28 protein-coding genes, 1 tRNA gene and 1 pseudogene are annotated in these 24,532 nt (G+C 41.3%); 14 read left to right on the forward strand and 16 right to left on the reverse strand.

The annotated features are described in order from the left end of the window. Positions 1–11 precede the first annotated feature (11 nt). The 7 genes from accC to SYN7502_RS06245 form a co-directional block, all read right to left on the reverse strand. Positions 12–1,367: an acetyl-CoA carboxylase biotin carboxylase subunit gene (gene accC, locus SYN7502_RS06220; RefSeq protein ID WP_015168020.1), complete on the reverse strand. Its 1,356-nt coding sequence runs from the start codon at positions 1,365–1,367 to the stop codon at positions 12–14. Between the two features lie 266 nt (positions 1,368–1,633). Continuing rightward, positions 1,634–1,939, reverse strand: a complete 306-nt coding sequence (locus tag SYN7502_RS21335) for a hypothetical protein (RefSeq protein ID WP_371257806.1) — start codon at positions 1,937–1,939, stop codon at positions 1,634–1,636. 100 nt (positions 1,940–2,039) lie between these two features. Beyond that, the gene (locus SYN7502_RS21340) at positions 2,040–2,216 is read right to left on the reverse strand and encodes a hypothetical protein (protein ID WP_371257807.1); all 177 of its coding nucleotides are present in this window, start codon (positions 2,214–2,216) and stop codon (positions 2,040–2,042) included. Continuing rightward, a complete protein-coding gene (locus SYN7502_RS06230) occupies positions 2,170–2,481 on the reverse strand; it encodes a transposase (protein WP_041429164.1) in 312 nt (103 codons plus the stop codon). Before SYN7502_RS06230 ends, SYN7502_RS21340 begins: the two co-directional genes overlap by 47 nt. Positions 2,482–2,689: 208 nt before the next feature. Then, complete coding sequence (gene ftsH / locus SYN7502_RS06235; RefSeq protein WP_015168022.1) at positions 2,690–4,546, reverse strand: ATP-dependent zinc metalloprotease FtsH; 1,857 nt, start codon at positions 4,544–4,546, stop codon at positions 2,690–2,692. Positions 4,547–4,636: 90 nt separating this feature from the next. Continuing rightward, positions 4,637–6,184 carry an AAA family ATPase gene (locus SYN7502_RS06240; protein ID WP_015168023.1) on the reverse strand — a complete coding sequence of 516 codons (1,548 nt, stop codon included), beginning with the start codon at positions 6,182–6,184 and terminating at the stop codon, positions 4,637–4,639. Between the two features lie 18 nt (positions 6,185–6,202). Continuing rightward, positions 6,203–6,274: transfer RNA gene (locus SYN7502_RS06245), tRNA-Ile, on the reverse strand. Positions 6,275–6,354: 80 nt separating this feature from the next. Between SYN7502_RS06245 and SYN7502_RS06250 the strand changes: the two genes are divergently transcribed. From SYN7502_RS06250 to SYN7502_RS06265, 5 genes are all read left to right on the forward strand, one after another. Beyond that, positions 6,355–6,576 (forward strand): hypothetical protein, encoded by a 222-nt coding sequence (locus tag SYN7502_RS06250; RefSeq protein WP_015168024.1) that lies wholly within the window; start codon positions 6,355–6,357, stop codon positions 6,574–6,576. Positions 6,577–6,637: 61 nt separating this feature from the next. After that, a complete protein-coding gene (locus SYN7502_RS06255; protein ID WP_015168025.1) occupies positions 6,638–8,011 on the forward strand; it encodes a hemolysin family protein in 1,374 nt (457 codons plus the stop codon). Positions 8,012–8,047: 36 nt separating this feature from the next. Beyond that, the gene (gene purQ / locus SYN7502_RS06260; RefSeq protein ID WP_015168026.1) at positions 8,048–8,758 is read left to right on the forward strand and encodes a phosphoribosylformylglycinamidine synthase subunit PurQ; all 711 of its coding nucleotides are present in this window, start codon (positions 8,048–8,050) and stop codon (positions 8,756–8,758) included. Positions 8,759–8,813: 55 nt separating this feature from the next. Then, on the forward strand, positions 8,814–9,047 hold the full coding sequence (gene ndhL / locus SYN7502_RS18755) for an NAD(P)H-quinone oxidoreductase subunit L (protein WP_015168027.1): 234 nt from the start codon (positions 8,814–8,816) through the stop codon (positions 9,045–9,047). A 2-nt stretch (positions 9,048–9,049) separates the two neighbouring features. Next, positions 9,050–9,355 (forward strand): DUF3007 family protein, encoded by a 306-nt coding sequence (locus SYN7502_RS06265; RefSeq protein ID WP_015168028.1) that lies wholly within the window; start codon positions 9,050–9,052, stop codon positions 9,353–9,355. A 29-nt stretch (positions 9,356–9,384) separates the two neighbouring features. On the opposite strand, the gene SYN7502_RS06270 is transcribed toward SYN7502_RS06265, so the two are convergent. Then, positions 9,385–9,942, reverse strand: a complete 558-nt coding sequence (locus tag SYN7502_RS06270; RefSeq protein WP_015168029.1) for an AAA family ATPase — start codon at positions 9,940–9,942, stop codon at positions 9,385–9,387. Between the two features lie 285 nt (positions 9,943–10,227). On the opposite strand from SYN7502_RS06270, the pseudogene SYN7502_RS21345 reads away from it, so the two are divergent. The 3 genes and pseudogenes from SYN7502_RS21345 to SYN7502_RS06280 all read left to right on the forward strand — a co-directional run. After that, positions 10,228–10,341, forward strand: a pseudogene (locus SYN7502_RS21345) (site-specific integrase); the annotation flags it as partial. A 117-nt stretch (positions 10,342–10,458) separates the two neighbouring features. Beyond that, positions 10,459–10,740, forward strand: a complete 282-nt coding sequence (locus tag SYN7502_RS06275; protein WP_015168030.1) for a PH domain-containing protein — start codon at positions 10,459–10,461, stop codon at positions 10,738–10,740. Then, positions 10,737–11,360 carry a Shedu immune nuclease family protein gene (locus SYN7502_RS06280; RefSeq protein ID WP_015168031.1) on the forward strand — a complete coding sequence of 208 codons (624 nt, stop codon included), beginning with the start codon at positions 10,737–10,739 and terminating at the stop codon, positions 11,358–11,360. The genes SYN7502_RS06275 and SYN7502_RS06280 overlap by 4 nt, the downstream gene beginning before the upstream one ends. 37 nt (positions 11,361–11,397) lie before the next feature. On the opposite strand, the gene SYN7502_RS06285 is transcribed toward SYN7502_RS06280, so the two are convergent. From SYN7502_RS06285 to mnmG, 3 genes are all read right to left on the reverse strand, one after another. Then, positions 11,398–11,700, reverse strand: coding sequence for a hypothetical protein (locus SYN7502_RS06285; RefSeq protein ID WP_015168032.1), 303 nt, complete (start codon positions 11,698–11,700; stop codon positions 11,398–11,400). A gap of 122 nt (positions 11,701–11,822) precedes the next feature. Continuing rightward, a complete protein-coding gene (locus SYN7502_RS06290; RefSeq protein ID WP_015168033.1) occupies positions 11,823–12,098 on the reverse strand; it encodes a 4a-hydroxytetrahydrobiopterin dehydratase in 276 nt (91 codons plus the stop codon). 50 nt (positions 12,099–12,148) lie between these two features. Then, a complete protein-coding gene (gene mnmG / locus SYN7502_RS06295) occupies positions 12,149–14,047 on the reverse strand; it encodes a tRNA uridine-5-carboxymethylaminomethyl(34) synthesis enzyme MnmG (RefSeq protein WP_015168034.1) in 1,899 nt (632 codons plus the stop codon). A gap of 163 nt (positions 14,048–14,210) precedes the next feature. Between mnmG and mscL the strand changes: the two genes are divergently transcribed. The 6 genes from mscL (at position 14,211) to murB (ending at position 19,895) form a co-directional block, all read left to right on the forward strand. Next, complete coding sequence (mscL, locus tag SYN7502_RS06300) at positions 14,211–14,702, forward strand: large conductance mechanosensitive channel protein MscL (protein WP_015168035.1); 492 nt, start codon at positions 14,211–14,213, stop codon at positions 14,700–14,702. Continuing rightward, positions 14,695–15,543, forward strand: coding sequence for an inositol monophosphatase family protein (locus tag SYN7502_RS06305; RefSeq protein ID WP_015168036.1), 849 nt, complete (start codon positions 14,695–14,697; stop codon positions 15,541–15,543). Before mscL ends, SYN7502_RS06305 begins: the two co-directional genes overlap by 8 nt. A gap of 53 nt (positions 15,544–15,596) precedes the next feature. Beyond that, a complete protein-coding gene (locus tag SYN7502_RS06310) occupies positions 15,597–16,958 on the forward strand; it encodes an AAA family ATPase (protein ID WP_015168037.1) in 1,362 nt (453 codons plus the stop codon). A gap of 3 nt (positions 16,959–16,961) precedes the next feature. Beyond that, a complete protein-coding gene (locus SYN7502_RS06315) occupies positions 16,962–17,453 on the forward strand; it encodes a hypothetical protein (protein WP_210391324.1) in 492 nt (163 codons plus the stop codon). A gap of 160 nt (positions 17,454–17,613) precedes the next feature. Further along, a complete protein-coding gene (gene murC, locus SYN7502_RS06320) occupies positions 17,614–19,002 on the forward strand; it encodes a UDP-N-acetylmuramate--L-alanine ligase (protein WP_015168039.1) in 1,389 nt (462 codons plus the stop codon). Beyond that, entirely contained in the window at positions 19,002–19,895 is an 894-nt protein-coding gene (gene murB, locus SYN7502_RS06325; protein ID WP_144050273.1) for a UDP-N-acetylmuramate dehydrogenase, read from the forward strand. The genes murC and murB overlap by 1 nt, the downstream gene beginning before the upstream one ends. Here the strand turns inward: murB and SYN7502_RS06330 are convergent. The 5 genes from SYN7502_RS06330 to SYN7502_RS06350 form a co-directional block, all read right to left on the reverse strand. Continuing rightward, positions 19,881–20,759: an amino acid ABC transporter permease gene (locus SYN7502_RS06330; RefSeq protein WP_246828972.1), complete on the reverse strand. Its 879-nt coding sequence runs from the start codon at positions 20,757–20,759 to the stop codon at positions 19,881–19,883. The genes murB and SYN7502_RS06330 overlap by 15 nt on opposite strands. A 109-nt stretch (positions 20,760–20,868) precedes the next feature. Beyond that, positions 20,869–21,288 (reverse strand): DUF3531 family protein, encoded by a 420-nt coding sequence (locus SYN7502_RS06335; RefSeq protein ID WP_015168042.1) that lies wholly within the window; start codon positions 21,286–21,288, stop codon positions 20,869–20,871. Continuing rightward, on the reverse strand, positions 21,289–21,726 hold the full coding sequence (locus SYN7502_RS06340; protein ID WP_015168043.1) for a peroxiredoxin: 438 nt from the start codon (positions 21,724–21,726) through the stop codon (positions 21,289–21,291). An 86-nt stretch (positions 21,727–21,812) separates the two neighbouring features. Then, entirely contained in the window at positions 21,813–23,333 is a 1,521-nt protein-coding gene (locus SYN7502_RS06345) for a DUF1565 domain-containing protein (protein ID WP_015168044.1), read from the reverse strand. 164 nt (positions 23,334–23,497) lie between these two features. Further along, positions 23,498–24,532, reverse strand: a complete 1,035-nt coding sequence (locus SYN7502_RS06350) for an adenylate/guanylate cyclase domain-containing protein (protein ID WP_168130323.1) — start codon at positions 24,530–24,532, stop codon at positions 23,498–23,500.

Raw genomic sequence — 24,532 nt, forward strand, 5'->3', positions numbered from 1 at the left:
TTTAATAATACCTACCCTAGTCTTTCCATCAGCAGTTGCACATAGTTTGTAAATACCTTGCCCTTTTGAAAGGCATCATCATCCAGAATTTTTTGGTGGAAACTAATCGTAGTTGGTACCCCCGTAATGGCACATTCCATTAATGCCCGTTTCATTCTTCTGATGGCGGCGGGGCGATCGCTTCCCCAGACAATTAACTTGCCAATTAAAGAATCATAATAGGGAGGAATGTCATAGTCAGTATAAACATGGGAATCCATTCTCACCCCAGGCCCCCCCGGCGGTAAATAGCCACTAATTCTCCCAGGATGGGGACGGAAATTATGATCGGGGTCTTCGGCATTAATCCGACATTCGATCGCATGACCAGTTAAAATTACATCTTTTTGCGTTAATCTGAGCTTTTCTCCCATCGCCACCCGTAACTGCTCTGCAATTAGATCAATGCCTGTAATCATCTCTGTGACAGGATGTTCCACCTGAATGCGGGTATTCATTTCCATAAAGTAAAACTTGCCGTACTTATCCAGCAAAAATTCCACAGTACCCACACCGACATAATTAATAACCTGAGCCGCTTTAACCGCCGCATGACCCATCTGCGCCCGCAATTTGGGATTCAAGGCAAAACTCGGAGCTTCTTCTAATAGCTTTTGGTGACGACGTTGAATTGAGCAATCTCTTTCCCCAAGGTGAATCACATTACCATAGCTGTCTGCCAATATTTGAAACTCAATATGACGGGGTTCTTCAATGATTTTTTCAATATAGACTCCCGCATTACCAAAGGCTGCTTCTGCTTCACCCTGAGCCGCTTTTAATAGTCTCAGCAATTCACTGGGGCTGGAACAATAGCGCATCCCTCGACCACCTCCACCCGCAGTTGCCTTAACCATCACGGGATAGCCTACCCTTTCGGCAACTTTTAATGCTTGGTCTTCAGACTCAATCAACCCATCACTGCCAGGAATTGTGGGGACACCTGCCCGTTGCATAGTTTTTTTAGCTGTGGATTTATCCCCCATTGCCCTAATTGAAGCGGGGCTAGGTCCAATAAAAATTAATTTATGGTCAGCACAAATCTCGGCGAATTTAGCACTTTCAGACAAAAACCCATAGCCGGGGTGAATGGCGGTGGCATTATGGGAGAGGGCAGCAGCAATAATATTAGGAATATTGAGATAGCTTCTATTACTGGGTGGATCACCAATACATACAGATTCGGTAGCAAGTTGCACATGGAGGGATTTAAGGTCAGCAGTAGAATGTACGGCAACTGTAGCAATACCTAGTTCTTCGCAGGTTCTAATTATGCGCAGGGCAATCTCGCCGCGGTTGGCAATCAATAATTTGGGGATGGGAGCCATAGTCAAATATCAGTTATCAATTTAATTATTAATCCAACAGCGATCGCCCATTGTAACCTATTGACAATTATTCATTATGGCTTCAGACAATTATTAAGATTATTTGCAAAATGCAGGGAATAAAAATATTAGTAGTGCGTCAGATATGTGTAGTATATCCATTTGCCAAGGCTTTTGGGCTTTATCCTTTATGGTGTAAAAATGACTGCCTGTAAAAACTTCAGCAAATGTTACAGATTTTTCCACACTTTTGTATAGAGCCTGTTTCATATCTCATGAGTAGCAATTCTTTTTAGCATCAAACGAATAAAGCAAAGATTGAGTTTAGCTGTAGCATTAACGAGAGTTCTCTCAAAGTTCTTAACTAAGATTTTGCATCTTTCAACCCAAGCATTTGACCTTTCAATTACCCACCTTGTCGGCACAACTACAAACCCAGACAGACCTTTTTCTGCCTTCTGTTGCTTTGATACCTTAGGAGAAATTTCAAACCTAATCTTAGTCATAATCTCAGGATATATCTTCTCTAGTTCTTGGATCAGTTTCTCGATATGATAACCACTATCCAGCAATATCGTAGTTAGCGTAATGTCATCTGGTTCGATTTGAAGTAATCAATGTTAATCGTTAACATCTCAATCAGTCCTTGGTCATCTGATACATTTGCTCTTGTTAAATAGGTGAAAAAGGAAATCCCAGTATGTCAACGGCTAAATGTCTTTTGATCCCGTTAGTTGCTTTGTAGGAGCAGAAGCCCTTGGATTCTATACTTGCATTACAAGTATTTTTCACTGCTTGTGAGTCAATGATGATTAAAGTTGTCCATTTTGATTTTTTTTGACTGTTCACGGGCTGTTGAATGCAAGGTTTCCATAATCGCAGTAAATGTACCTGTATCTTTCCACTCCTTGTAGTATCGATAGACTGTAGAGAATGGTGGTAAGTCTCGGGGCATATCTCGCCAATTACAACCGTTTTTGAGTTGGTAGAGTATGCCGTCTAAAATTTGTCTTTTTGTCCAAGTTGGCGGTCTAGTTTGCTTTTTCTTTGGGAGCAATGGTTCTATAATTTCCCATTCTTTATCTGTTAGGCTACTTGAGTATGGATTTAGCATTTTCTAAGCATCATACATCTTGCTCATAATAGATATGAAACAGGCTCTATATGTTGAGTGTTGCCCGATGAGTAGATGAACCTAATCTATGTTATCACGACAACTAGTGACCAAAAGCACACCTGAAATTGTTGCATTCTTCAAGTGTGCTATGCCCCATAACAATCCAAAATACGGACAAATAGAAAGTATATGGAAGTTTGAGAAATTAAGGAGCCACTACTTGGGTTAAGTATGATTGCAGCAAATCCCCTTCAATAACTTCCGATTCCAAAAGTTTTTCGGAAATGCTTTCTAGGAGCGATCGGTTGTGATTTAGGATTGCCAATGCGCGATCGTGTGCCTTTTCCACAATATCTTTAATCTCTTGATCGATTAGTTCTGAGGTATTTGCACTAAGGCTACGTCCTCCATTCATACCTCCACCTAAAAAGTCATTATTCTTCTTCTGGTATGCCAAAGGACCTAAGACACTGCTCATGCCATAGCTAGTTACCATTTGCTCTGCTAGTTCTGTTGCTCTTTGCAGGTCGTTAGCTGCCCCAGTGGTAATGCTACCAAAAATCACTTCTTCAGCCGATCGCCCACCTAATAAAGTGGCAATTTGCGCTTGAATCTCTTCTTTACTGAGCAGAAACCGATCTTCAGTTGGAACTTGCAGGGTATAACCCAAAGCTGCCATGCCACGGGGAATAATTGATATTTTTTCAACTTTTCCGCTACCTGGCGTTAAGGCTCCAACTAGGGCATGTCCGACTTCATGATAGGCAACAATTTTTTTCTCATGATCATTTAGAACTCGGCTTTTCTTTTCTAGACCCGCTACAACTCTTTCTACTGCTTCCGCAAAGTCTTTAGTTTTAACGGCATTGCGTCCTTCACGGGCTGCTAATAATGCGGCTTCATTGACTAAGTTTGCTAAATCTGCCCCAGCAAACCCCGAAGTTCTCGTGGCAATTAGCTTTAAATCCACTTCAGGATCAAGAACTACTTTTTTGGCGTGAATTTGCAGGATCGCTTCCCGCCCAATTTTGTCTGGACGATCAACTAAGACTTGGCGATCAAATCTACCCGGACGTAATAAAGCTGGATCAAGGGTTTCAGGGCGGTTAGTTGCTGCCAATACGATCACAGTGGTACCGTCATCGGTAAATCCGTCCATTTCGGTGAGTAATTGGTTAAGGGTTTGTTCCCTTTCATCGTTACCACCAAACATGGAATTATTAGAGCGAGATTTACCGATCGCATCCAACTCATCAATAAATACAATACAAGGGGACTGCTTTTTAGCCTGCTCAAATAGGTCTCTCACCCGAGATGAACCTACCCCAACAAATAACTCTACAAATTCTGAACCAGAAATACTAAAGAAAGGTACCCCAGCTTCCCCTGCTACCGCCTTTGCTAAGAGGGTTTTACCAGTTCCAGGTGGTCCAACTAGCAATACGCCTTTGGGGATTTTGGCACCAATGCGGGTAAACTTCTCTGGGGTTTTGAGGAACTCAACCACCTCAACCAGTTCGGTTTTAGCTTCATCTACTCCAGCTACATCATTAAAAAGTACCTTAGAAGAATTTCCAGGGACGTATGCCTTAGCTTTACTCTTACCAATTTGTAGTCCCGCCCCACCAGCACCGCCACCAAACCTACCAAATAGCTGAAAAATTCCGACAAAAATTAAGGGAGGAATCACCCAACTGATCAAAGTTCCAAACCAACTATTATTATTTTTAACTGGAGCCGCCGCAAACTCTACACCATTTTCCTGTAAAACTTTCGGTAGTTCTAAGTCAAAAATTGGAGTGGTTGTCAGGATAGAGCTAGGATTTGCGGGGTCATTCTCTTTTAATTGGTAGGTAATTTGGTTTTGCCCAATGGATGCCCTTGCCACCTGATGAGCCTGTACTTGGTGAATAAATAGACTGTAAGGAACTTGGGCAACCTGAGGGGCAACAAACAGGGGAAACAGGAAATTAAGTAAAAGTAAACCGCCGCCCACTAGTAATAGCACATTACCAATGATGCGAGATCGGGTGCTTTTAGGGTCTTCATTTTTTATAGCCATAGTTTAAAGATTCAGAGTTTTGTAAAGTTTTGTATAGTTGAGTTGTACATATACTATAGTAGCGATCGCTGACTCAGGCATACCAATAATCTAGGATATAGAAGTAGTGATACCCGTAATATCAGTACCATTACTGACCCCACAGGCACTGCGCGCACGTCCTTGTTCTGCCCAAGCTTTCATGTAATTGATTTGCTCACGAGCGGTACTAGCTAGGGGAAATGTATTTTTTACTGCTAATACTATATCCTGTGTGGTGAGGTCGCGACTTTGGTTAAAGGCAGAGTACATTCCTTCGATAATTGCCTGCTCAATTTCCGCCCCACTAAAGTCCTCGGTAATCTGGGCTATGGCATCCAAATCAAAGGCTACTGAGTCTGGACGAAATCGCTGTAAATGCACCTTCAGGATTTGCTTACGTTCTTCATAATTGGGAAGATTAATAAAAAAAATCTCATCAAACCTCCCCTTCCGTAATAGCTCTGGCGGTAAGACATGAATGTTATTCGCAGTTGCCACAATAAAGACAGAACTGGTCTTTTCCTGCATCCAAGTCAGAAGTGTGGCAAATACCCTTTGACTGGTACCCGAATCCATAGAAATGCCAGAAATACCACCAAATGCTTTATCTATTTCATCAATCCAGAGGATGCAAGGGGAAATTGCCTCTGCCTGTTGAATAGTTTGGCGGGTGCGACTTTCTGACTGTCCCAATAAGCTGCCAAATAACTTGCCCACATCTAAACGTAATAGGGGTAAATTCCACAGATGGGCGATCGCCTTAGCACAAAGACTTTTACCTGTTCCTTGAATACCCATTAATAAAACCCCTTTAGGATGGGGTAAGCCAAAATCTCGCGCAGCATCGGAAAAAGCCAGTTGTCTCTGCACTAGCCAATATTTGAAATTATCCAAGCCGCCTATATGATCGAGGGTTTCTTGGGGTGTAAAAAATTCTAAGAATTCCGTTTGACGGATACGTTGTTGTTTTTCTGCTAAGACCAGATCAATGTCTGCGGCAGTAATATACTGTTTTTGGACTATGGATTTAGCAAGGGTATTTATAATGCGATCGCGAGTTAAACCCAAAGCCGCTTTAATCAGCTGATTCATCTCCTGATCATGCAAACGAATTTGGACATCGGGAATTGCTTGCTTAATTGCCAATCTAATCTCGCTAGAGTCGGGCAATGGCATATTAATAACCGTAATTTGTTCCTGCAGTTCGGCGGGTAGTTCTAAAACTGGACTTAATAGTACTAAAGTTTTACGGGTACCGCGAAGATGTTTATAAAGATTACGAAGTTGACGGACAATCTGCTCATCAAATTTTTTCTCCCCAAGGCGATGATGTAAATCTCGAATTACATAAATGGCTGTGGAGGAATCTTGTTCGACTTTTTCTAATGCCTGCAAAAAGTTGCTTTTAGCCTTACCATCATGCTCAAAACCTTTAATGAGGTCGTACCAAAAGACTTCTCTAATTGGGTTACATTCCTTAGCAACTTGGATAATAACTTTTTCTGCTCGCTCTTCTTCTTCGGTTAGAACATAAATAATTGGATATTTTGCTCGTACCAACAGGCTAAATTCTTCAGCAAATTTAAGTTTGAGTGTTGAGACTGAAGAATTATTCATAAATTATTTATTCTTGAATCCTGGGTATTGGAATTGAACCAACATATCAACGATTATGAGTCGTTTGCTTTACCAGTCAGCCAACCCAGGTAATAAAACTAAAACTTAATTTCTCAGCTTTTTATCAGTCTTTTATTATATTGTAAGTGTGTGATCATACCTAAATTTTAATGACTGACAAGAGTTCAGATATTAATTCTAAGTCTAAGGAAAAAAAATCCTTAGGATATATACCAATTTTACTAATTTTAATGATAATTTCTAGTTTAATTGGTGGCATATTTGGTTTTAATTTTGGTAAAAAGTCTTTAGAAGGTGTTAACCCTGTTCCCCTTGGTAGTAAAAACCTTACCCTAAGCCCTAAACCTAAGCTAACTCCTCCTATCCCCTAGCCTATTTAAAGATTATCAGCAGTTAAATTCACTTCGCCTAAGAACAACTAATCCACGACTAATGGATGATCTTCCCCGTTTGCTTATGACCCCAATTGTGACTTCTTCTATGCAAGTTGATTCACAGGTTGATTTAGTGGGCTATGTGGGCATGATGCTAACCCTAGTTGCCGTAAATGCCTATTTTGTTGCTGCCGAGTTTGCGATTGTGTCGGTGCGGCGATCGCGTATTCATCAGTTGGTAGAATCTGGTTCAGGTAATGCGTTGGTTGTGCAGAGACTGCAAAGACATATTGACAGGTTCTTATCTTCGACCCAGTTAGGGATTACTTTATCTAGTATTGGTTTGGGCTGGTTGGGGAAGGATGTGATGGCGATCGCTACCCAAGGATGGCTGAATCAACTTTTACCTACCAATTTATCTAATTCCTTAGCAGCACCGATCGCTTTTTTGTTAGTAGTGTATTTACAAATAGTTCTGGGTGAATTAGTCCCTAAGTCAGTTACCTTAATGAACTCAGAAAGAATGGCATTGTGGTTAGCTAAACCCAGTGAGGCGATCGCTAACATTTTTAGTCCCTTTCTATGGGTGCTGAATCAATCCACGAGATTACTACTCAAAATTGCTCGAATTGAATATACCTCTAAGTCTTGGTACAGTGCTGTCAGTGCCGAAGAACTCCAAATGATTATTACTACTTCTAGCGAATCTGTGGGCTTAGAAGCTGAAGAACGGGAGTTGCTAAAAAATGTATTTGAATTTGGAGAAGTCACCGCAGGGGAGATCATGGTACCTCGTACAAGTATGCAGTGGGTGGAGTTTAACAGTACAGTTAAAGACCTATTGGCAGTAGTTAATGCTTGTAATCACTCGCGTTACCCCGTCGCAGGAGAATCCTTAGATGATATTCGGGGGATTGTGCAAATTAAGGAAATCATTGGCAAACTTGGTAATGGCGAATTAAAGCTAGATCAAGACCTCACCGAGTTTATTCGTCCAGTGCGGTTTGTATCTCAAGAGATTTATTTAGGTGAACTTTTACCCCAAATGCAGCGATCGCAACAGTCTATTGTCATTGTGGTTGATGAATTTGGTGGCACGGCTGGACTTGTGACCCTTGAGGATATTGTGGCAGAAATTGTGGGGAGTTTCAATGAACCACCTGCTAGTGCAATTCCCGACATTAAAATTTTGGATGATCGCACTTCCCTAGTTCAAGCTCAAGTAAGCGTCGAAGAACTTAATGATGTCTTGGATTTGAATTTACCTCTCATTGACGAATATCAAACCTTAGGTGGATTTATAACCTATCACTTTCAAAAAATTCCCCATCTTGAGGAAACCTTTGTTTATAAAAATCTCCAAATTACGATCGCTGCTATGGATGGACCTCGCCTTGATCGGATTAAGATTCATCGCCTAGAGCCTGAATAATATATGATGAACTAGTATAAATCCGAGGTCAGGGTCATGAAGTTTGGCGTAGTTGTATTTCCTGGTTCCAATTGCGATCGCGATATTGTCATGGCAACTAATCAAATTTTACGTCAACCAACTCGGATGATTTGGTGCCAAGAAACTGATATTAGCGACATAGATGTAATCGTGATCCCAGGGGGATTTAGCTATGGTGACTATCTACGTTGTGGGGCGATCGCTAGGTTTGCACCAGTAATGCAGGCGGTCAAAAATCATTCGGAGCAAGGTAAATATGTTTTAGGTATTTGTAATGGATTTCAAGTCTTAACTGAGGCGGGCTTATTACCGGGAGCATTGGTCAGAAATAAGGGTTTAAGCTTTGTATGCGATCGCATTCCTCTAAAACTAGAACGTAATGATCTAGTCTGGACACATCAGTATCAACATCAAGAGATTATTAATTTACCGATCGCCCACGGAGAAGGCTGCTACTATGCCGATCCAGAAACCTTAGCGGAGTTAGAGGCACATAATCAAGTTGTTTGGCGATATTGTGATGCTTTTGGCAAGATGACAACGGACTCTAATCCCAATGGCTCAGTCAATAATATTGCTGGTATTTGTAACCGTGCGGGTAATGTTCTCGGCATGATGCCCCATCCTGAGCGTGCCACAGACTTACAGCTAGGTTCGACCGAAGGCAGGACTCTATTTGAATCATTAATTAATTCAATTGCTTTTCAAAAACCAGATTGCGGTTAGTTTGAGTATTTTTGCTAAGATTAAACCAAAAGCTTAATTTACATACTGTAGAACCGTGGAAATTATTACATCACTACTCGAATCTGGATTTCTAGTTTACGGAGCGATCGCGGGCGCATACCTTGTCGTCATACCCTTCATTTTGCTTTATTACTTCAAAGCTCGTTGGTATTTAACTGGGTCGTGGGAAAGGGTATTTATCTGCTTTACCGTCTTCTTTTTCTTTCCCGGTTTATTGCTGTTATCGCCATTGGTCAATTTTCGCCCTGAACTCAGAAAACTAGGTTAATCATGCGGCGAATTGATGCGATCGCTATTACTATTGCTTTTTTTGCCCTCGGTGGTCTAGCTTTTTGGGGTTTACAGGTCTATGGACTCAGTAGCGAAAATGCAGGCATCTGGAGCCAAGTGGTTTTAGTGGCGGGCATAATCCTATGGGTTGCTACCTACATCTATAGAGCAGTGACCCAAACTATGACCTATAACCAGCAATTAAGTGACTACAAAACCGCAGTTCTAAAAAAACAGCTAGCAGAAATGTCTCCCGAAGAACTCGCTAAACTCCAGGCTGAAGTCGATGCTGAATCTAGCTCTTAATTTTTGATCTGAAGATTTTAGTTGGAAATTTAGCAAAACTCTAATACAGCTTTAATCCGCTCATCTAGGTTTGTGATCTGGCGATCTAGGCATACAGTTTTAGATTGCAAACGGCGATCGCTACATAAGCCCATGACTAGAATATTAATATGTTCAATGTATGCCTGATTCAAAGCAGCCTTGCCAACTTCATACACCAAAGGAATTCCCGGTTGAATGATTACTAGTTTCCCAAAAAATTTATTGGTCGCATCAAAGCAGAGATTTAGATAATCCTCTAATTCTCCAAAATTCACCTCGGTTTTGCCCTGAATATCGCCAATGGTATAAGCCATCATGTCTATGGGTGTGCGATCGCTAATAAAAAAGTTTTCTTCCTGCTCCCAAATGGCGATCGCTGCTTCTAAAACCCGATGCTGAATATTTAAGCGGGTACCAAAATCCATCGGTAAAGCTGGGTCTAAGCCATATTTTCTGAATACACCACTGGTATCAGTTTTAACAAAGGGAATATTTTTGTGTTGGGCGATCGCCTGTGCCAAAGTCGTCTTTCCGGTGCGATGTCCTCCACATAGTCCAAGGTTCATGTTTATATTTTATATAGAGATGGGCATTAGTTACCTACAAGTATCTACCCGTTGTTTTTTGTTCTTCAATATCAGGATCATTTAACCAAGACTCTAATAAACTTACAGCTTTCTTTTGCTTTTCTCTCTGGGTAAAGGCAAGGGTCAGGATTTAAATCGTAAATTCTTCAAGGGTAAGACTTTGCTGATTAGCAGCTTGAAATAAAGAGCTTTCTAAATCTGATGGAAGGTTAAGAGTGAGAGTTATAGTTACTTCCTCATCTATTTATAATTACTAAATATATTACGATCGCAGCTCAAATAATGGGACATTCTATTGCGATTCATACGCAAACCTATCACCGTTGGATCAGTCGCCGTGATCAACAACAGGCAGTAGATGCAGTTTTGAGCCATTAACTCCACAACTCTCGCCGAACCTCGTAATCAATAACCTATTCCTTAAACTTTTTTTCTATGATTGCTTGGTTTAATATATCTATATTGAGTTTTTCGCACGCTCATAGGAACCCTAATATGCAAATACAAATACAAGATAGAGCCAAAGTGTCCTTGCGATCGCTCCGCAAGCCAGAACAAACAAAAATTACTCGCACGCTGAATGAATTAGCTGCTACTCTCCACACAAATGCAAAGTTACGAAGACTTGCCTCGAAATTCCCCTTTAAGAAAATGTATACCTATGAAGTCGACCAAAACCTAAGTTTAATTATTTCAGCAGAAGGAGATACCTATACTCTTGAAGACATTATAGATAGAGACCGATTGAACTATCTCATTCCTACGTTTCAAGAATGAAAAATCTGCAAAAGCACGTTATCGATCCCCAAAAATGTCGTACTGAATGGGATGACTTTTCAAATCTCCTTACCTCTAAGCCAATACTCTCAGAGCAAAAAGATGTGCTTCCCTTTTTCAAGCAGCGCCAAAATCTCTCCTTACTTATTTGCAACTACTTTCCAAAGATTAAAGTCCCTGACCAATACGCTCATGAATACGAAATTTATGGTGACTTTATTGCGGATTTAGTGATCGGAGATTCATCCGTTCATCATTACTTACTCGTTGAATTTGAGAATGGGGCAGCAGATAGTGTATTTAGACAGAAAGGGAAAAAGGCAACTCCAGACTGGGCACCACGATTTGAAGGTGCATATTCCCAGTTGGTAGATTGGCTTTGGAAGCTTGAAGACATGAGAAGTACACAGGACTTCCTTAACACCTTTGGCTCCCGCCGTGCAACCTTTCAAGGGCTTATAGTTATTGGCAAAGATATGAACCTAGCAGTACAAGAACAGGATCGTCTAAAATGGCGATTAGATAAAACAATGATTGACTCAAATGCAATATCAAGCGTCTCTTTCAATCAATTGAGTAACGATCTTAATCACTGGCTAAAATTCTATTATGGGGTCTAGCTCGTTGTCGCCAATAAAATTACCAGCTTGAATTTGTTCAAACACATCTTGAGTATCTGCGTCCCATAGCAGGATCGACGTTAAATTTTGTACCCGAAAATAAGCTAGTGGTTGGCTTTAATTGTGCTTTTACCTCCCCTAAAATCGGAGCGATCAAAAACTCAGACCTAACTTTTTCCGTATTTACCAACGTTACAAAAGCCTGCGATTGCTTCAAACTTTCCTTTAGATGGAGAGATGGCGGTACTGGTAACACATGGTCAAATAAACTCTCCTCCTCCTTGACAATTAAACCAAGTTCTTCTTTCAGGCGCATTAAGGTAAAGTCACTGTAAGCCATTGTTCTTTCTCAATTTACCTACCGGTTAATATTATCTTGATTAGGCTAATTCCAATTAATGTAGATAGAACTGCGGATAACTCATAGATTAAAACCTTATTACCGCATAATCTATTTGAATCTTAAAGCCCATCAATTTTTTTTGCTAACTCAACATCTAGATTGCTAATTCCCCCAGCATCGTGGGTAGTTAAATCAATCACCACATTGTTATAAACATTAAATAATTCGGGATGATGATCCATTTTTTCAGAAATGATCGCCACCTTAGTCATAAATCCAAAAGCTTCAACAAAGTCTTTAAATTTGAACTTTTTATTGAGCTTATCGTTAACTATTTTCCAGCCTGAGAGTTGAACGATCGAAGCTTCTAATTCCGTTTGTGTGAGCTTTTTCATGGTTGGTACCTTGTTAAATTAAATGTTAAATTAAACTTTTAAACTTGCGATTAAACCTTTTGTGCTTGCCTAGAAATTTCTTTAGTTAATTCTAAATGTACTAATAAAGCATTAATATCCGCAGGATTCACGCCCCCAATCCGACTTGCCTGCCCAATGGTGAGAGGTTGAATCTTAGAGAGTTTTTCTCTGGATTCCTTAGATAGAGTTTCAATCTGATTGTAGTTAAGATCAGTCGGTAACTTCCGATTGGCTTGACGGGCAACCGAGTCGATTTGATGTTCTTGGCGTTGAATATAGCCCGAATATTTAATTTCCGTTTCTACCACTTGGCGTTCCGCTTTATTTAAGTTGGGATTATCTAATTTATACATGCCCAAATCCGCATAGGTAACTGGGGGACGCAAAAGTAAATCCGCCAAGGAAATCGAGCCTTTGATGGCACTACCTGCCTTAATTGCAAGGGCTTTAGCGGCTTCATTCTGTTCCTTGAGTCGAGTCGTTTTGAGTCGAGTGGTTTCTGCTTGAATATTTGCTTGCTTGGTGGTGTATAGTTCCCATCGGCGATCGTCAATCAGTCCGATTTCTCTGCCTAAGGGTGTGAGGCGGCGATCGGCATTATCAGAGCGGAGAATTAAGCGATATTCAGAACGACTGGTGAGCATGCGATAGGGTTCGCGTAAATCCTTAGTACATAGATCGTCAATTAAGGTGCCAATATAACTAGACTCACGGGATAGAGTGATCATCGGTTTACCCTGCGCCCACAAAGCCGCATTAATTCCTGCGACAATACCTTGGGCTGCTGCCTCTTCATAACCCGTAGTGCCATTAATTTGTCCCGCACAGAATAAGCCCTCAATTTTTTTAGTCATTAAGGTGGGATAGCACTGGGTGGCGGGAATATAGTCGTACTCCACTGCGTATGCGGGTCTAAGCATTTGACAATTTTCTAAACCAGGGAGCGATCGCAACATTTGTAACTGAATTGGTTCGGGTAATCCCGTAGAAAATCCTTGGATATAGAGTTCGGGAATTTCTCTGCCTTCTGGTTCAATGAAAATCTGATGGCTCTCTTTATCAGCAAAGCGCACAATTTTATCTTCAATGCTAGGACAATAGCGAGGACCCTTAGCATCAATGAAGCCCCCATACACTGGCGATAGATGCAAATTATCTCGAATAATCTGATGGGTAATTGCCGTGGTGCGAGTGAGATAACAATTCATCTGTTCCCTTTCTATCCATGCCGTTGGATCAAAACTAAACCAGTTCATCTCCTCATCGGGAGGCTGGGGTTCCATTTGGCTATAGTCAACGGAACGCTTATCAACTCTGGCGGGGGTTCCTGTTTTTAGGCGATCTGTAATAAAACCGAATTTATTTAAGGTTTCTGTTAATCCAGCTACGGCAAATTCTCCTGCTCGACCTGCACTCATGGAGCGATCGCCAATCCAAATTACGCCATTGAGAAATGTTCCTGTGGTTAAAATGACGGACTTACAACCATAGCCCACCCCAAATTGAGTTTCTGCGCCAATTACCGCTTGCTGATTATCCAAGAGCAGATTAACTACGGTTCCTTCCTTAACATGAAGATTAGGTTGGTTTTCAATTACCTTCTTCATCTCGATCGCATATTCTCTTTTATCAGTTTGTGCCCTCAATGCCCACACGGCAGGACCACGGGAACTATTTAAGATTCTTTTTTGCAAATAGGTGCGATCGGTAATTTTGCCAATTTCTCCGCCCAAGGCATCAACTTCATGTACTAACTGGGACTTAGCAGGTCCTCCCACCGCAGGATTACAAGGTTGCCAAGCAATGCGATCTAGGTTTAAGGTTAGTAATAAGGTTTTTCGTCCCATGCGTGCCGATGCTAAGGCTGCTTCACATCCTGCATGACCTGCACCCACTACTATGACTTCGTATTCATCTAAAAACTGCATTTTATTATCCTGCCAATCCTAGCTCCAGACTAGCACAGGTTGAAGTTTGATATTTTTAAGTTCCCATCAAGGTCAAAGTCGTCTCTCCGTGGTTCAGGTTTGGAGAATGGTAATACTCTCCTGTAAACTACTTACACCAGTATCAAACAGGGAGTTTAAACCTATGCCTCGTAGTCGTGCTACCAGCCTAATCAAAGAATTTAAAGACTTTGCCCTTAAAGGTAATGTAATTGACCTTGCCGTAGCTGTAATTATTGGCGGGGCATTTGGCAAGATTGTTGAGTCTTTTATTGCTGATATTATTACGCCACTTTTATTAAAACCTGCCCTAGAAGCTGCAAAAGTTCAGGATTTAGCCAGTCTATCCCTCGGTGGTGTTCTCTACGGTAAATTTTTAGCTGCAACCTTAAATTTCATTGTCATTGCCTTTGTGATCTTTATTCTGATTAAAGCGATCGCCGCTACAAAACGCAAAGCACTAAGGGAAGAGGCTCAAGCTGCCGCCGAAGTTATCCCCGAACCTACCGAACAGGAACGGTTGATTGCTAGTCTAGATCGCTTAGTTAATGTGTTGGAACGTCAAGCTGTAAATCATGAAACTCAAGCTGTCAGTCAATCTATAGATGTTCTAAATAATGAGCCAGAAGATGAATAATTCTATTAACCCAAATATTCAAGACCTCCAACTATATTTAGATATTGCTACGGAGGCGGTATGTTCCGCAGGGGCGATATTAAAGTCCTACTGGGGAAAAATTAAAGAAAGCGATCGCAACGAAAAACGCCCTGGAGATTTAGTCACCATTGCCGACAAAGAGGCAGAAGCTCAAGTCTTAGCTGTAATAAAACGTCACTTCCCTGACCATAGCATCTTAGCAGAGGAGTCCGGTGCAGGTGGCAAAACTGAGAGTAAATTTCTCTGGGCGATCGATCCCCTTGATGGAACAACCAACTTTAGTCATAGTTATCCTTTTTCGGCGGTATCAGTGGGGCTATTAATTGATGGTATTCCCAGTGTGGGTGCCATTTACGATCCATTCCATGATGAACTATTTTGTGGAGCAATTGGTCTAGGTGCTACTTGCGATCGCAAACCAATTCAAGTTTCTACGGAAAATGAGCTTAAACATAGTCTTTTAGTTACAGGCTTTGCTTACGATCGCACCCAAACTCCTGATAATAATTATGCTGAATTTTGCCACTTTACCCATATTACCCACGGGGTCAGAAGAGGTGGAGCCGCATCCGTAGATTTAGCCTATGTTGCCTGTGGTCGAGTTGATGGCTATTGGGAACGGGGTTTATCGATTTGGGATATAGCCGCAGGTGTGGTAATCGTCAGAGAAGCAGGAGGAACAGTAACCGCCTACGATGGTGGTGAATTAGACCTTAAAAGCGGCAGAATTTTAGCGACAAATACTCACATTCACAGCGAGATGATTACGGAATTAGCTAAGGTTAAACCCTTACAACAAACCTTTCCGATGTCATCTTAAAATATTAAGCTCGCAGATTATAGATTTAACCTAAGTAGTTTTAATCCTAAGTTATGTTTACCAATCTCCACATCCAAAATTTCAAGTCTTGGGCAGATACAGGAGAGATGCGGATGGCTCCTATAACTGGATTTTTTGGTACAAATAGCTCTGGGAAAACAGCAATCTTGCAGTTTATTCTCATGCTTAAGCAAACTATAGAATCCAGAGATCGCAATACAATTTTGAATTTAGGGAACGATCCTTATAGCTATGTAAAATTAGGTACGACTTACGATATTGTTCACAATCATAAATTTCCTGCTCAAATTGAATTTTCTCTAACTTGGAAACCACAAAGGATACATAAGAAAGAACTTATGCTTCTGTTTGTAAGAGAGTCTCAGGAAGAACGTTCCCTATATCAGATTCCTCATAGTCCATTCTTAAAGTTTACATCTAGATTTAATATCAATACTGATGAAGTAAGCTTGCAACTTTTTAAGTATTCATTTCAGTATAGTAATCATAAATGGAGTTATTTTGGAAGAAGATTTCTTAAGATTAATAATGAAATTCGAGGTGAAACATTTATTTCTGGTGAGCTAGAAAATGATTTATTGAGCTTTAATGAGGTCTATGAAACCTTAGAAAATCCATTTAAGCCATATAATGCAACTTCTCAATTTGACTTATATAATGACCTTCATGCAACTTTTGAAGACCTTTTTGTTAATACTTACTATCTCGCACCTCTAAGAGCATATCCTGAGCGAACATATTTGTGGTCTGGGGAACGTCCTCACGATGTGGGTAAGTTAGGCGAGTTGACAGTTGCGGCAATTTTAGCTTCTCGAAAAACTGATCCAAGTGTAGAAATCTCTGTAGCTAAAGCACTCAAGGATTTGGGATTAATACATACCTTTAAGTTAAAAGCGATCGCCGAGAACCGAAGAGATTACGAGATATTAGTACAGCGATCGCCGAATTCCCCTGAAGTTTTAATTACTGATGTGGGGTTTGGAGTCTCGCAAATCTTGCCTGTTCTGGTTTTGTGCTATTACGTTCCCAAGGGTTCTACCGTGATTTTGGAGCAGCCAGAAATTCATCTTCATCCCTCAGTTCAAGCAAAACTCGCAGATGTATTTATTGATGCGATTAAAACTCGTAATATTCAAATCATTATCGAAAGTCATAGTGAGCATCTATTAAGGCGATTACAGCGCAGAGTTGCCGAAGCAAAAGATGGATTCACCAATGAAGATGCTGCCCTCTATTTTTGTGATATGACCGATGATGGTACTTCTCAATTAGTTCCCCTAGAGCTAGATACCTACGGCAATATTAATAACTATCTCCAAGACTTTTTTGGTGACGAAATGGGCGATCTTGTTGCTATGACCGAAGCTGCCATGCACCGACAAATGAGTTCCTAAGACTTGAAAAACTTAAAGATGTGCCGAGTTATAGATACAAATGTTTTGATCGTGGCAAATAATCGAGAATCTGAACATGCTTCTCCTAAATGTATTATCTCTTGCATTAGATGGTTGCAAAACTTTGAAAAATCAGGAATTTTGGTGATTGATAGTAAATGGCTAATTATCAATGAGTATAAAAAGAAAGTTAATCAATCAGGGCAACCTGGTGTTGGGGATGCCTTCTTAAAGTGGATTTTAATTAATCGCAATAATCCTCAGCGTTGCCAACAAGTTCAAATCACCCAAATTGACGAAAATAATTTTGCTGAATTTCCTCGATCGTCTAATCTAGAAAAATTTGATCCAAATGATCGCAAATTTGTCGCTGTTTCTTTAACCCATCCTGCAAAACCTGCGATCGCAATAGCAATAGATCGTGGTTGGAATAGACATCAAAAACCTTTATATGAACATGGAATTGAGGTTGAATTTCTCTGTCTCCAGAATTAGTACCCCAGATTTACAGCCTGTTACCAACAAAATTGCCACGTTTATCTATTCAGACCTATTGATTTTAATTTTTAATTTAGGTTTTGATCCGTAAAAATACCACTATGACAAAATTCTTGCTATGATAGCGCACGATATTAGGCGTGTCTGAGGAGATTAAATGCTAAGTCCAATTGATTTAAGCGGTAAACCGTTTCACTTTATTGGTATTGGCGGAATTGGGATGTCGGCGATCGCCCATATTTTAGTTAGACAAGGCTATAAAGTATCTGGTTCAGATTTAGCCCAAAATCAACTGATTGCACAACTTCAAGGTTTTGGTGCCAAAATTTATCAAGGTCACAGTGCCGATAATATTGATCTAAGTAATCCGCCCCAAATAGTTTGTTCGACGGCAATTAGTGACCAAAATCCAGAATTTCAATTAGCGAAATCCCAAGACCTTGCTATTTTGCATCGTTCCGATGTTTTAGCAGCTTTAATTACGCAATTTCAAAGTGTGGCGATCGCTGGTACCCACGGTAAAACTACCACTAGCAGCTTGGTTGCCTACTTATTTTTACAGGCAGGACTCGATCCAACGATTGTGGTTGGCGGTGAAGTTAGGGCATGGCAAGGTAACGCCCGTCTAGGTAAGGGAAAATATTTAATCGCCGAGGCTGATGAATCGGACGGTTCTTTAACCAAATTTGCACCTGCTGTGGGCATCATTACGAATATTGAGTTAGATCATACCGATCACTACCATAGTCTGGCGCAGGTTATTTCCACATTTCAAACCTTTGCCCAGCGTTGCCAAGTGGTTATTACCTGTATCGATTGCGAAACCACTGCCCAGCATATTAAAGCCGATATTACCTACAGTTTATCTAATCCTGATGCCGATTATTATGCAGTAAACATTGAGTATGGATGTTACAGCACTAAAGCTACGGTTATAGAACGAGGACAGGTTTTAGGCGAAGTAAGTTTAAGTATTTTAGGAAAGCATAATTTGAGTAATGCCTTAGCCGCGATCGCTGTCGCCCGCTGGGCAGAGATCAGTTGGTTAGATATCCAAACAGCCTTACCCGATTTTATGGGAGCCAGTCGCAGATTTGAACTAAAGGGGAAACAAAATGGTGTAGTTTTTATTGATGACTATGCTCACCATCCCAGTGAAATTCGCGCCACCTTAGCCTCCGCCAAACTTCAATCTAGCCATCAGGCTCAACATCGAGTGGTGGCAATCTTTCAACCCCATCGTTATAGTCGTACTGCTAAGTTTCTAACAGAATTTAGCCAAGCCTTTGGGGATGCAGATTTGGTCGTAGTTACGGATATTTATGCGGCAGGAGAAAAGAATAGCGAAAATATTAGTGGGGAACAAATGGCACAGGAGATTGCGTCCCAACACCCAAGCGTTCATTTTCAGGGTGATCTAGACTCTGTGCAAACTTTCTTAACCCATAATCTGCGATCAGGAGATTTAGCTGTATTTTTAGGGGCAGGAAATCTTAATCGAGTAATTGCTCCTACAATTCAAGCCTTGAGGAATATAAGCCCATGATGACAACTAGCAAAACCACGGTCGAAATTCATAATGCCTATCCTTTAGCCCCTTTAACTTCATGGAAAGTCGGAGGTCTGGCACAGTGGTATGCTGCCCCTAAATCCCTAGCTGCCTTGGAAGAATGTTTGACTTGGGCAGAGCGATCAGGGGAGCCAGTGACTTTAATTGGGGCGGGTAGTAATTTATTAATTAGCGATCGGGGTTTAACGGGTTTAGTCATCTGTACCAGACATTTGCGCGGCATTGAGTTTGATCTAGCTAAGGGACAAGTTACTGTGGCGGCGGGAGAGCCTGTGGCTAGATTGGCATTGCAGGTAGCTACTAAAGGCTGGTCTGGTTTAGAGTGGGCGGTGGGGATTCCTGGCACTCTAGGTGGCTTAGTGGTAATGAATGGGGGGGCGCAGGGTGGTTGTGCTAGCGATCGCATAATTAATGTCCAAACTATATCCTTGGGAGGAATAGCCGAAACCCTACTACCTGAAGAATTGGGATTTGCCTATCGGACTTCGATCCTACAGGCGGGCGATCGCATTGTTACAGCAGCAACCCTACAGTTAAATACTGGCTTTGATCCCCAAGTAATTACGGCTACCACCAATGATTTTTTAAGATTCAGACATAGAATGCAGCCCTATCATCTTCCTAGCTGTGGAAGCGTATTTCGTAATCCCCATCCCCATGCCGCCGCTAGACTCATCGAAGATACTGGATTGAAGGGTTATCGGATCGGTGATGCCCAAGTTTCCGAACTCCATGCCAATTTTATTGTCAACTGCGGTCATGCCAGTAGCACCGATATTATCAAATTGATTCGCCATGTCCAAACCCAAGTTGCCCAAAAGTGGGCGATCAACCTCGAAACGGAAGTAAAAATGCTAGGTGAGTTTTAAGCGAGATAATAGTGAAATACCATAGCAAAATAGCCAATAAATGCCACCGATAAATAAATAGACTTCCGCATAGCTACCCACAAAGTCTGGTTGTGCCAAAATTGATCGCCCAATTCCCATCAAATCCACTAAGCCTACAATGGAGACTAAGGAAGTATCTTTAAATAAACCAATAAACTGTCCTGCGATCGCTGGGGTCACTGCGCGTAAAGCTTGGGGTAAAACAATAAACCACAAAATTGTCGGGGTACTAAGTCCTAAGGCTTTTCCTGCTTGCATTTGTCCTTGAGAAACCGCCTGTAAACCTCCCCTAACATTTTCAGCTAAGTAGGCAGCACTAAAAAGTGTAAATCCCGCGATCGCCCGCACAACTCGATCAATTTTGATTTCTGGGGGTAAGCATAGGGGGAGCAGCACCTGCGCCATAAATAAAATGCCAATTAGGGGTAGTCCTCTCATTATTTCAATGTAGCTGGTACTGAGGATAGAGATTATGGGCATAGAACTCTGTCTGCCAAGGGCTAGTAACACTCCCAAGGGAAAAGACAGAATAATGCCTGCGATCGCCATTAATAGAGTTAATAGCAAGCCATTCCATAAATTCACATTTACTGGAGTTAACCCAAACCCACCGCCAATTAGCCACAGAATCACAGGTGCAGAGCCGAGCCACAGCCATTTAATTCTATGAATTTGTAGTACTTGTAGCTCATGGAAAAGTTCCAGTAACCCTAGAGTTGAGAAAATGCCAAGCACAAGCCATATCCGCCAGTACTGTGCCGCAGGGTAACGCCCCACCAAAAACAAAGGTAAATTTGCTGATACCACCTGCCATTGGGCTGAGAAGAATATCCACGCTCCCAACCTCCATGCTATTTGATAGATAACTACAGCACAAATTAAAGTGAGTATACTATTCCCAATGTTGCTAAAAAGATTCGATCGCAGCCACTGTAATTTCGGTATCAACAATCTAGGTATCAACTCGCCAGTTATCATTCTGTCCACCTACGATCACTTGCTCAACCCCCACATAGTCTTGGCTAAACTGCTGTAAGGCGTTGATTAAAATATCTAGGGCGATCGCATCGGCAGTACCTAAATCTACCCAACACCTTGCCCAAGCGTCTTCATACTCAACATCACTCATATTGTGCATTACCGACATCATGCCATCGTCAGCAGCGTCTTGATCGTAGTCCAGATTACTAATATCTAAGCCTGTATCTTGAACTTGCAAATTCCCCGCATTAAATCCCCCCAGTTTGCCCAAGAGAAACCAGGAATTAAATAATTCATCCAAGAGTTGTTTTTCTCGTTCTGAGGGGAAATCGCTAAACTCAATCCAAATCCAGAGATCAAACCAGTCGCATTCTCTAAATCTAATTTGCATTTATAGCCCTAGTTCTGCCAAAATATCCGCCGCATGGGTTTCGGTTTTGACCGTAGTATAAACATGGCTAATTGTGCCAGTGCCATCAATCACATAGGTTACCCGCTTGGCATAACCACCGCCATCGACATCGTAAGCCTTGACTATGGTGCGATCGCTATCTGCTAAAAGCGGAAACGGTAGATTAAATTTGGCAGTAAATTCACGGTGGGAGGTTTCATCATCAGTACTCACCCCAAATACGACAATATTTTTATTTTGATATTCAGCGTAGGAGTCCCTAAAACTGCAAGCTTCTTTGGTGCAGCCGGGGGTATCGTCCTTGGGATAAAAATATAAAACTACGGGCTTGCCTAAATAACTGGAAAGGGAGACTACATTACCGTTGGTGTCTTTTACCGTAAAGTCTGGTGCCTTATCGCCTACAGAAAGTGCCATATTTTTTTCTCAGTTTTTACTTAATAATTAACAATGCAAAGCCATACTAACATTTCGCTATATTTATTTTTACTGGCTTACTGGTTTTACTGCCCACCAATTGATTCAACTTCAGCATTAAAACCTGCTTGGGCTAATATCTTAACCTGTTCATCGGCTGCGGTGCGATCGCTAAAAGCCCCAACTTGAATTACTTCCTGCCCATTCATCCGAGCAGTAAAGGCTGTAGGAACTATACGCCGAATTTCCAACTTACTCGATTCAGAATTAGCGGAAACCACAACTCGATAGCGTAAGGTCACAGGTGCAGTGGGTTTAGCCCTAGTAATAATAATCGTGCGGCTATTTGTTCCTGATGAGGATGATGGCGGAGGTAGGATGGTTGGGTTAGGATTATTTAGTCCTGTGGGCTTATCTGGACTTTTAATTGGTACTCCCGTCGGTGGTGTTAGGGCGATCGGGGGTAGGGTTGGATCAATCTTGGTATTAAGGGGCAGTGGTTGAGTAGATTCTATGGGCAGGGTGCGGACAATTACGGAATTGGGAATAATAGTTCTAGTTACGCCATTGGGAAGGTTAGGAGAGACATTAGGGGCTGAGGAAATATTAGGAACACTAAGAGGTTGAGACTGCAAGGTTCCAGAGAGTTGAATGTTGCCACTTAAGCGAGAAATTTCATTACCCACGGCAGCGATCGCCTCAGTTCCCGTATATTGAACATCCCTAAGCAGATTATTCCGAATCCTATTATTCCCCAAGCTATCAGCATTGCCTAAATCTGGAGAACTATTACCAAGAATTGTAATTCCAGTTTGGCGATTGCCCTCAATTAAATTATTCCTAATTATTGGCGTAGAACTAGGCTGAATTAGGATTCCAGAGCGATTATTACGAAGGACATTACTAACAATCCGTGGTGCAGCATTTTGACGAATAATTAGACCATAGCCAGTATTCTCAAAGCGATTACTACTGATTTCTGGCTGTGCCTCCCCCTCAATTGACATGCCATTGGCACCATTGGTAATAAATACATTTTTAGAAATCACAGCCGCAGACTTACCTAAAATTAAAATGCCATCTTGGGTATTACCTGAAAAGGTATTAGATAAAATCCTAGGACTGGTACCCTCTAGCCATAGTCCGTAGCCACGAGGATTTTTATTGGTTATGGTTACTCCTCTTAATTCCGCAAAGTTTGCACCTAGTACTGTAATATTCTGGGCAGTGAGTGTGGGTGAAAGAAAATTGCCGCCACCTAAAATTACCGTATCCTGCCCTTGCTTGGACTCGTTACCCTCAACAATTACTCCTGCTTTGAGTTGCAGTGGAAAAATTTCCCCATTGGCGATCGTGTAGGTGCCAGCCCTTAATTTAATAATAGTGGCATATTTTGCTTCAGCTAAAGCATAGGTAATACTCCGAAATGGGGCAGCGATCGAGCCTTTACCCGTGCGATCATTACCTGTAACTGGATTCACATAGATTATGTTAAGTTTTGGAACCACAGGCTGATTCCTGATCAGAGTTTTTGTCTGGGCAGATACCCCATTAACTCCCCCCAGAAAAAGACTAATTAATACACCTGTACTTATATGCTTTAACATAATCTTTAGAATTCCAACACAAGACAGCAAAGTTATAGCACAACTCTAAAAAGTTTGATCATTCTTAAGGAATAAACTACTTCTTCGCCACTATGAAAATAGACCTACTTAAAGGGGGTAAAGCCAATACCTTAATCCTTCAGTATAGGGAGTACACTAAATTTCTAAAAGATCTTGGTTTGTAAAAGTTGCCAAATTTTGTAGAACTGATTATTGGGTTTTTTATTTAGGTTTATGTAATTGTGATCGCTCAAGTTTACAGAATTAGAATTATGATTATTAACAGAGAGGTCTGGCAGTATATCTACAATTTCATATAGACAATAGGTTCCAGTCTTTCCTCTAATTTTTGCTTCCTTGGGAGTTGAGGAAATCGTAACTTGATTACGGACTAGCTGATAAATATCTGTCGAAACCAAAATTGTCGTCCCAAATTCCTTATTGGCAGATTCAATCCGACTAGCAAAGTTCACCGCATCCCCGATCGCCGTAATATTTTTTTGCTGACGGGTTCCCACTGCGCCCAAAATTACCGTTCCGTAGTGAATGCCAATACCGACTTTTAAAGGATTTGCAAACAGTAGCTCAATCCTAGAATTTAATTGCTCCAGTGCCTCGATCATGCCTAAAGCTGCCCGCACTGAGTTCTCTGCTGCCCGATCAGGATCATTAATCCCAAATAACGCCATAAAGCCATCACCCATAAAATTATTAATCATGCCATCGTGGAGATCGACCACTTCCCCCATCGCTTGAAAATAACGATTGAGTATGTAGATCACATCGTAGGGCAGCATAGTTTCCGATAGCTTAGTAAATCCCCGAATATCGCTAAATAGGATTGCAAAGAATTTCTCTTCGCCAATTTTACCGAATTTAACTTGATCACTGGCGAGATGTTCATCTTCTATATCTAAAACCAGCCGCCGCATGGCAATGTCTGCTGCCACTTTGGTTTGACAGGCAAGACGAATATCTTGGGGAAATCCTAATTTTTGCGCCAATGTTTCCTCTAGGGGGTTTCGCGGAGCGCAATACTCCAAACCTTCGGTAATTAAAATGCGACAGGTAGAACAGCGAGCTCGACCACCACAGGCATGAGTATGGGCAATCCCCGCATCTAAAGAAGCTTGAAGAACGGTTTGATTTCTCCCAATCTCAAATACTTCTTCATCAGGTTGAATCTTAATTAGCGGCAT

It is taken from the genome of Synechococcus sp. PCC 7502, from assembly GCF_000317085.1.
In the GTDB taxonomy this organism is placed as follows: domain Bacteria; phylum Cyanobacteriota; class Cyanobacteriia; order Pseudanabaenales; family Pseudanabaenaceae; genus PCC-7502.

Excerpts from the sequence above, each read along its gene's own strand:
- murC (WP_015168039.1), top strand. The coding sequence starts at position 17,614 with ATGCTAAGTCCAATTGATTTAAGCGGTAAACCGTTTCACTTTATTGGT.
- murB (WP_144050273.1), top strand. The coding sequence starts at position 19,002 with ATGACAACTAGCAAAACCACGGTCGAAATTCATAATGCCTATCCTTTA.
- accC (WP_015168020.1), bottom strand. The coding sequence starts at position 1,367 with ATGGCTCCCATCCCCAAATTATTGATTGCCAACCGCGGCGAGATTGCC.
- SYN7502_RS06340 (WP_015168043.1), bottom strand. The coding sequence starts at position 21,726 with ATGGCACTTTCTGTAGGCGATAAGGCACCAGACTTTACGGTAAAAGAC.
- SYN7502_RS06265 (WP_015168028.1), top strand. The coding sequence starts at position 9,050 with ATGCGGCGAATTGATGCGATCGCTATTACTATTGCTTTTTTTGCCCTC.
- SYN7502_RS06350 (WP_168130323.1), bottom strand. The coding sequence starts at position 24,532 with ATGCCGCTAATTAAGATTCAACCTGATGAAGAAGTATTTGAGATTGGG.
- SYN7502_RS06345 (WP_015168044.1), bottom strand. The coding sequence starts at position 23,333 with ATGTTAAAGCATATAAGTACAGGTGTATTAATTAGTCTTTTTCTGGGG.
- mscL (WP_015168035.1), top strand. The coding sequence starts at position 14,211 with ATGCCTCGTAGTCGTGCTACCAGCCTAATCAAAGAATTTAAAGACTTT.
- SYN7502_RS06335 (WP_015168042.1), bottom strand. The coding sequence starts at position 21,288 with ATGCAAATTAGATTTAGAGAATGCGACTGGTTTGATCTCTGGATTTGG.
- SYN7502_RS06255 (WP_015168025.1), top strand. The coding sequence starts at position 6,638 with ATGGATGATCTTCCCCGTTTGCTTATGACCCCAATTGTGACTTCTTCT.
- SYN7502_RS06310 (WP_015168037.1), top strand. The coding sequence starts at position 15,597 with ATGTTTACCAATCTCCACATCCAAAATTTCAAGTCTTGGGCAGATACA.
- SYN7502_RS06305 (WP_015168036.1), top strand. The coding sequence starts at position 14,695 with ATGAATAATTCTATTAACCCAAATATTCAAGACCTCCAACTATATTTA.
- SYN7502_RS06240 (WP_015168023.1), bottom strand. The coding sequence starts at position 6,184 with ATGAATAATTCTTCAGTCTCAACACTCAAACTTAAATTTGCTGAAGAA.
- SYN7502_RS06280 (WP_015168031.1), top strand. The coding sequence starts at position 10,737 with ATGAAAAATCTGCAAAAGCACGTTATCGATCCCCAAAAATGTCGTACT.
- ftsH (WP_015168022.1), bottom strand. The coding sequence starts at position 4,546 with ATGGCTATAAAAAATGAAGACCCTAAAAGCACCCGATCTCGCATCATT.
- SYN7502_RS06250 (WP_015168024.1), top strand. The coding sequence starts at position 6,355 with ATGACTGACAAGAGTTCAGATATTAATTCTAAGTCTAAGGAAAAAAAA.
- SYN7502_RS06285 (WP_015168032.1), bottom strand. The coding sequence starts at position 11,700 with ATGGCTTACAGTGACTTTACCTTAATGCGCCTGAAAGAAGAACTTGGT.
- SYN7502_RS06230 (WP_041429164.1), bottom strand. The coding sequence starts at position 2,481 with ATGCTAAATCCATACTCAAGTAGCCTAACAGATAAAGAATGGGAAATT.
- mnmG (WP_015168034.1), bottom strand. The coding sequence starts at position 14,047 with ATGCAGTTTTTAGATGAATACGAAGTCATAGTAGTGGGTGCAGGTCAT.
- purQ (WP_015168026.1), top strand. The coding sequence starts at position 8,048 with ATGAAGTTTGGCGTAGTTGTATTTCCTGGTTCCAATTGCGATCGCGAT.
- SYN7502_RS06270 (WP_015168029.1), bottom strand. The coding sequence starts at position 9,942 with ATGAACCTTGGACTATGTGGAGGACATCGCACCGGAAAGACGACTTTG.
- SYN7502_RS06290 (WP_015168033.1), bottom strand. The coding sequence starts at position 12,098 with ATGAAAAAGCTCACACAAACGGAATTAGAAGCTTCGATCGTTCAACTC.
- SYN7502_RS06275 (WP_015168030.1), top strand. The coding sequence starts at position 10,459 with ATGCAAATACAAATACAAGATAGAGCCAAAGTGTCCTTGCGATCGCTC.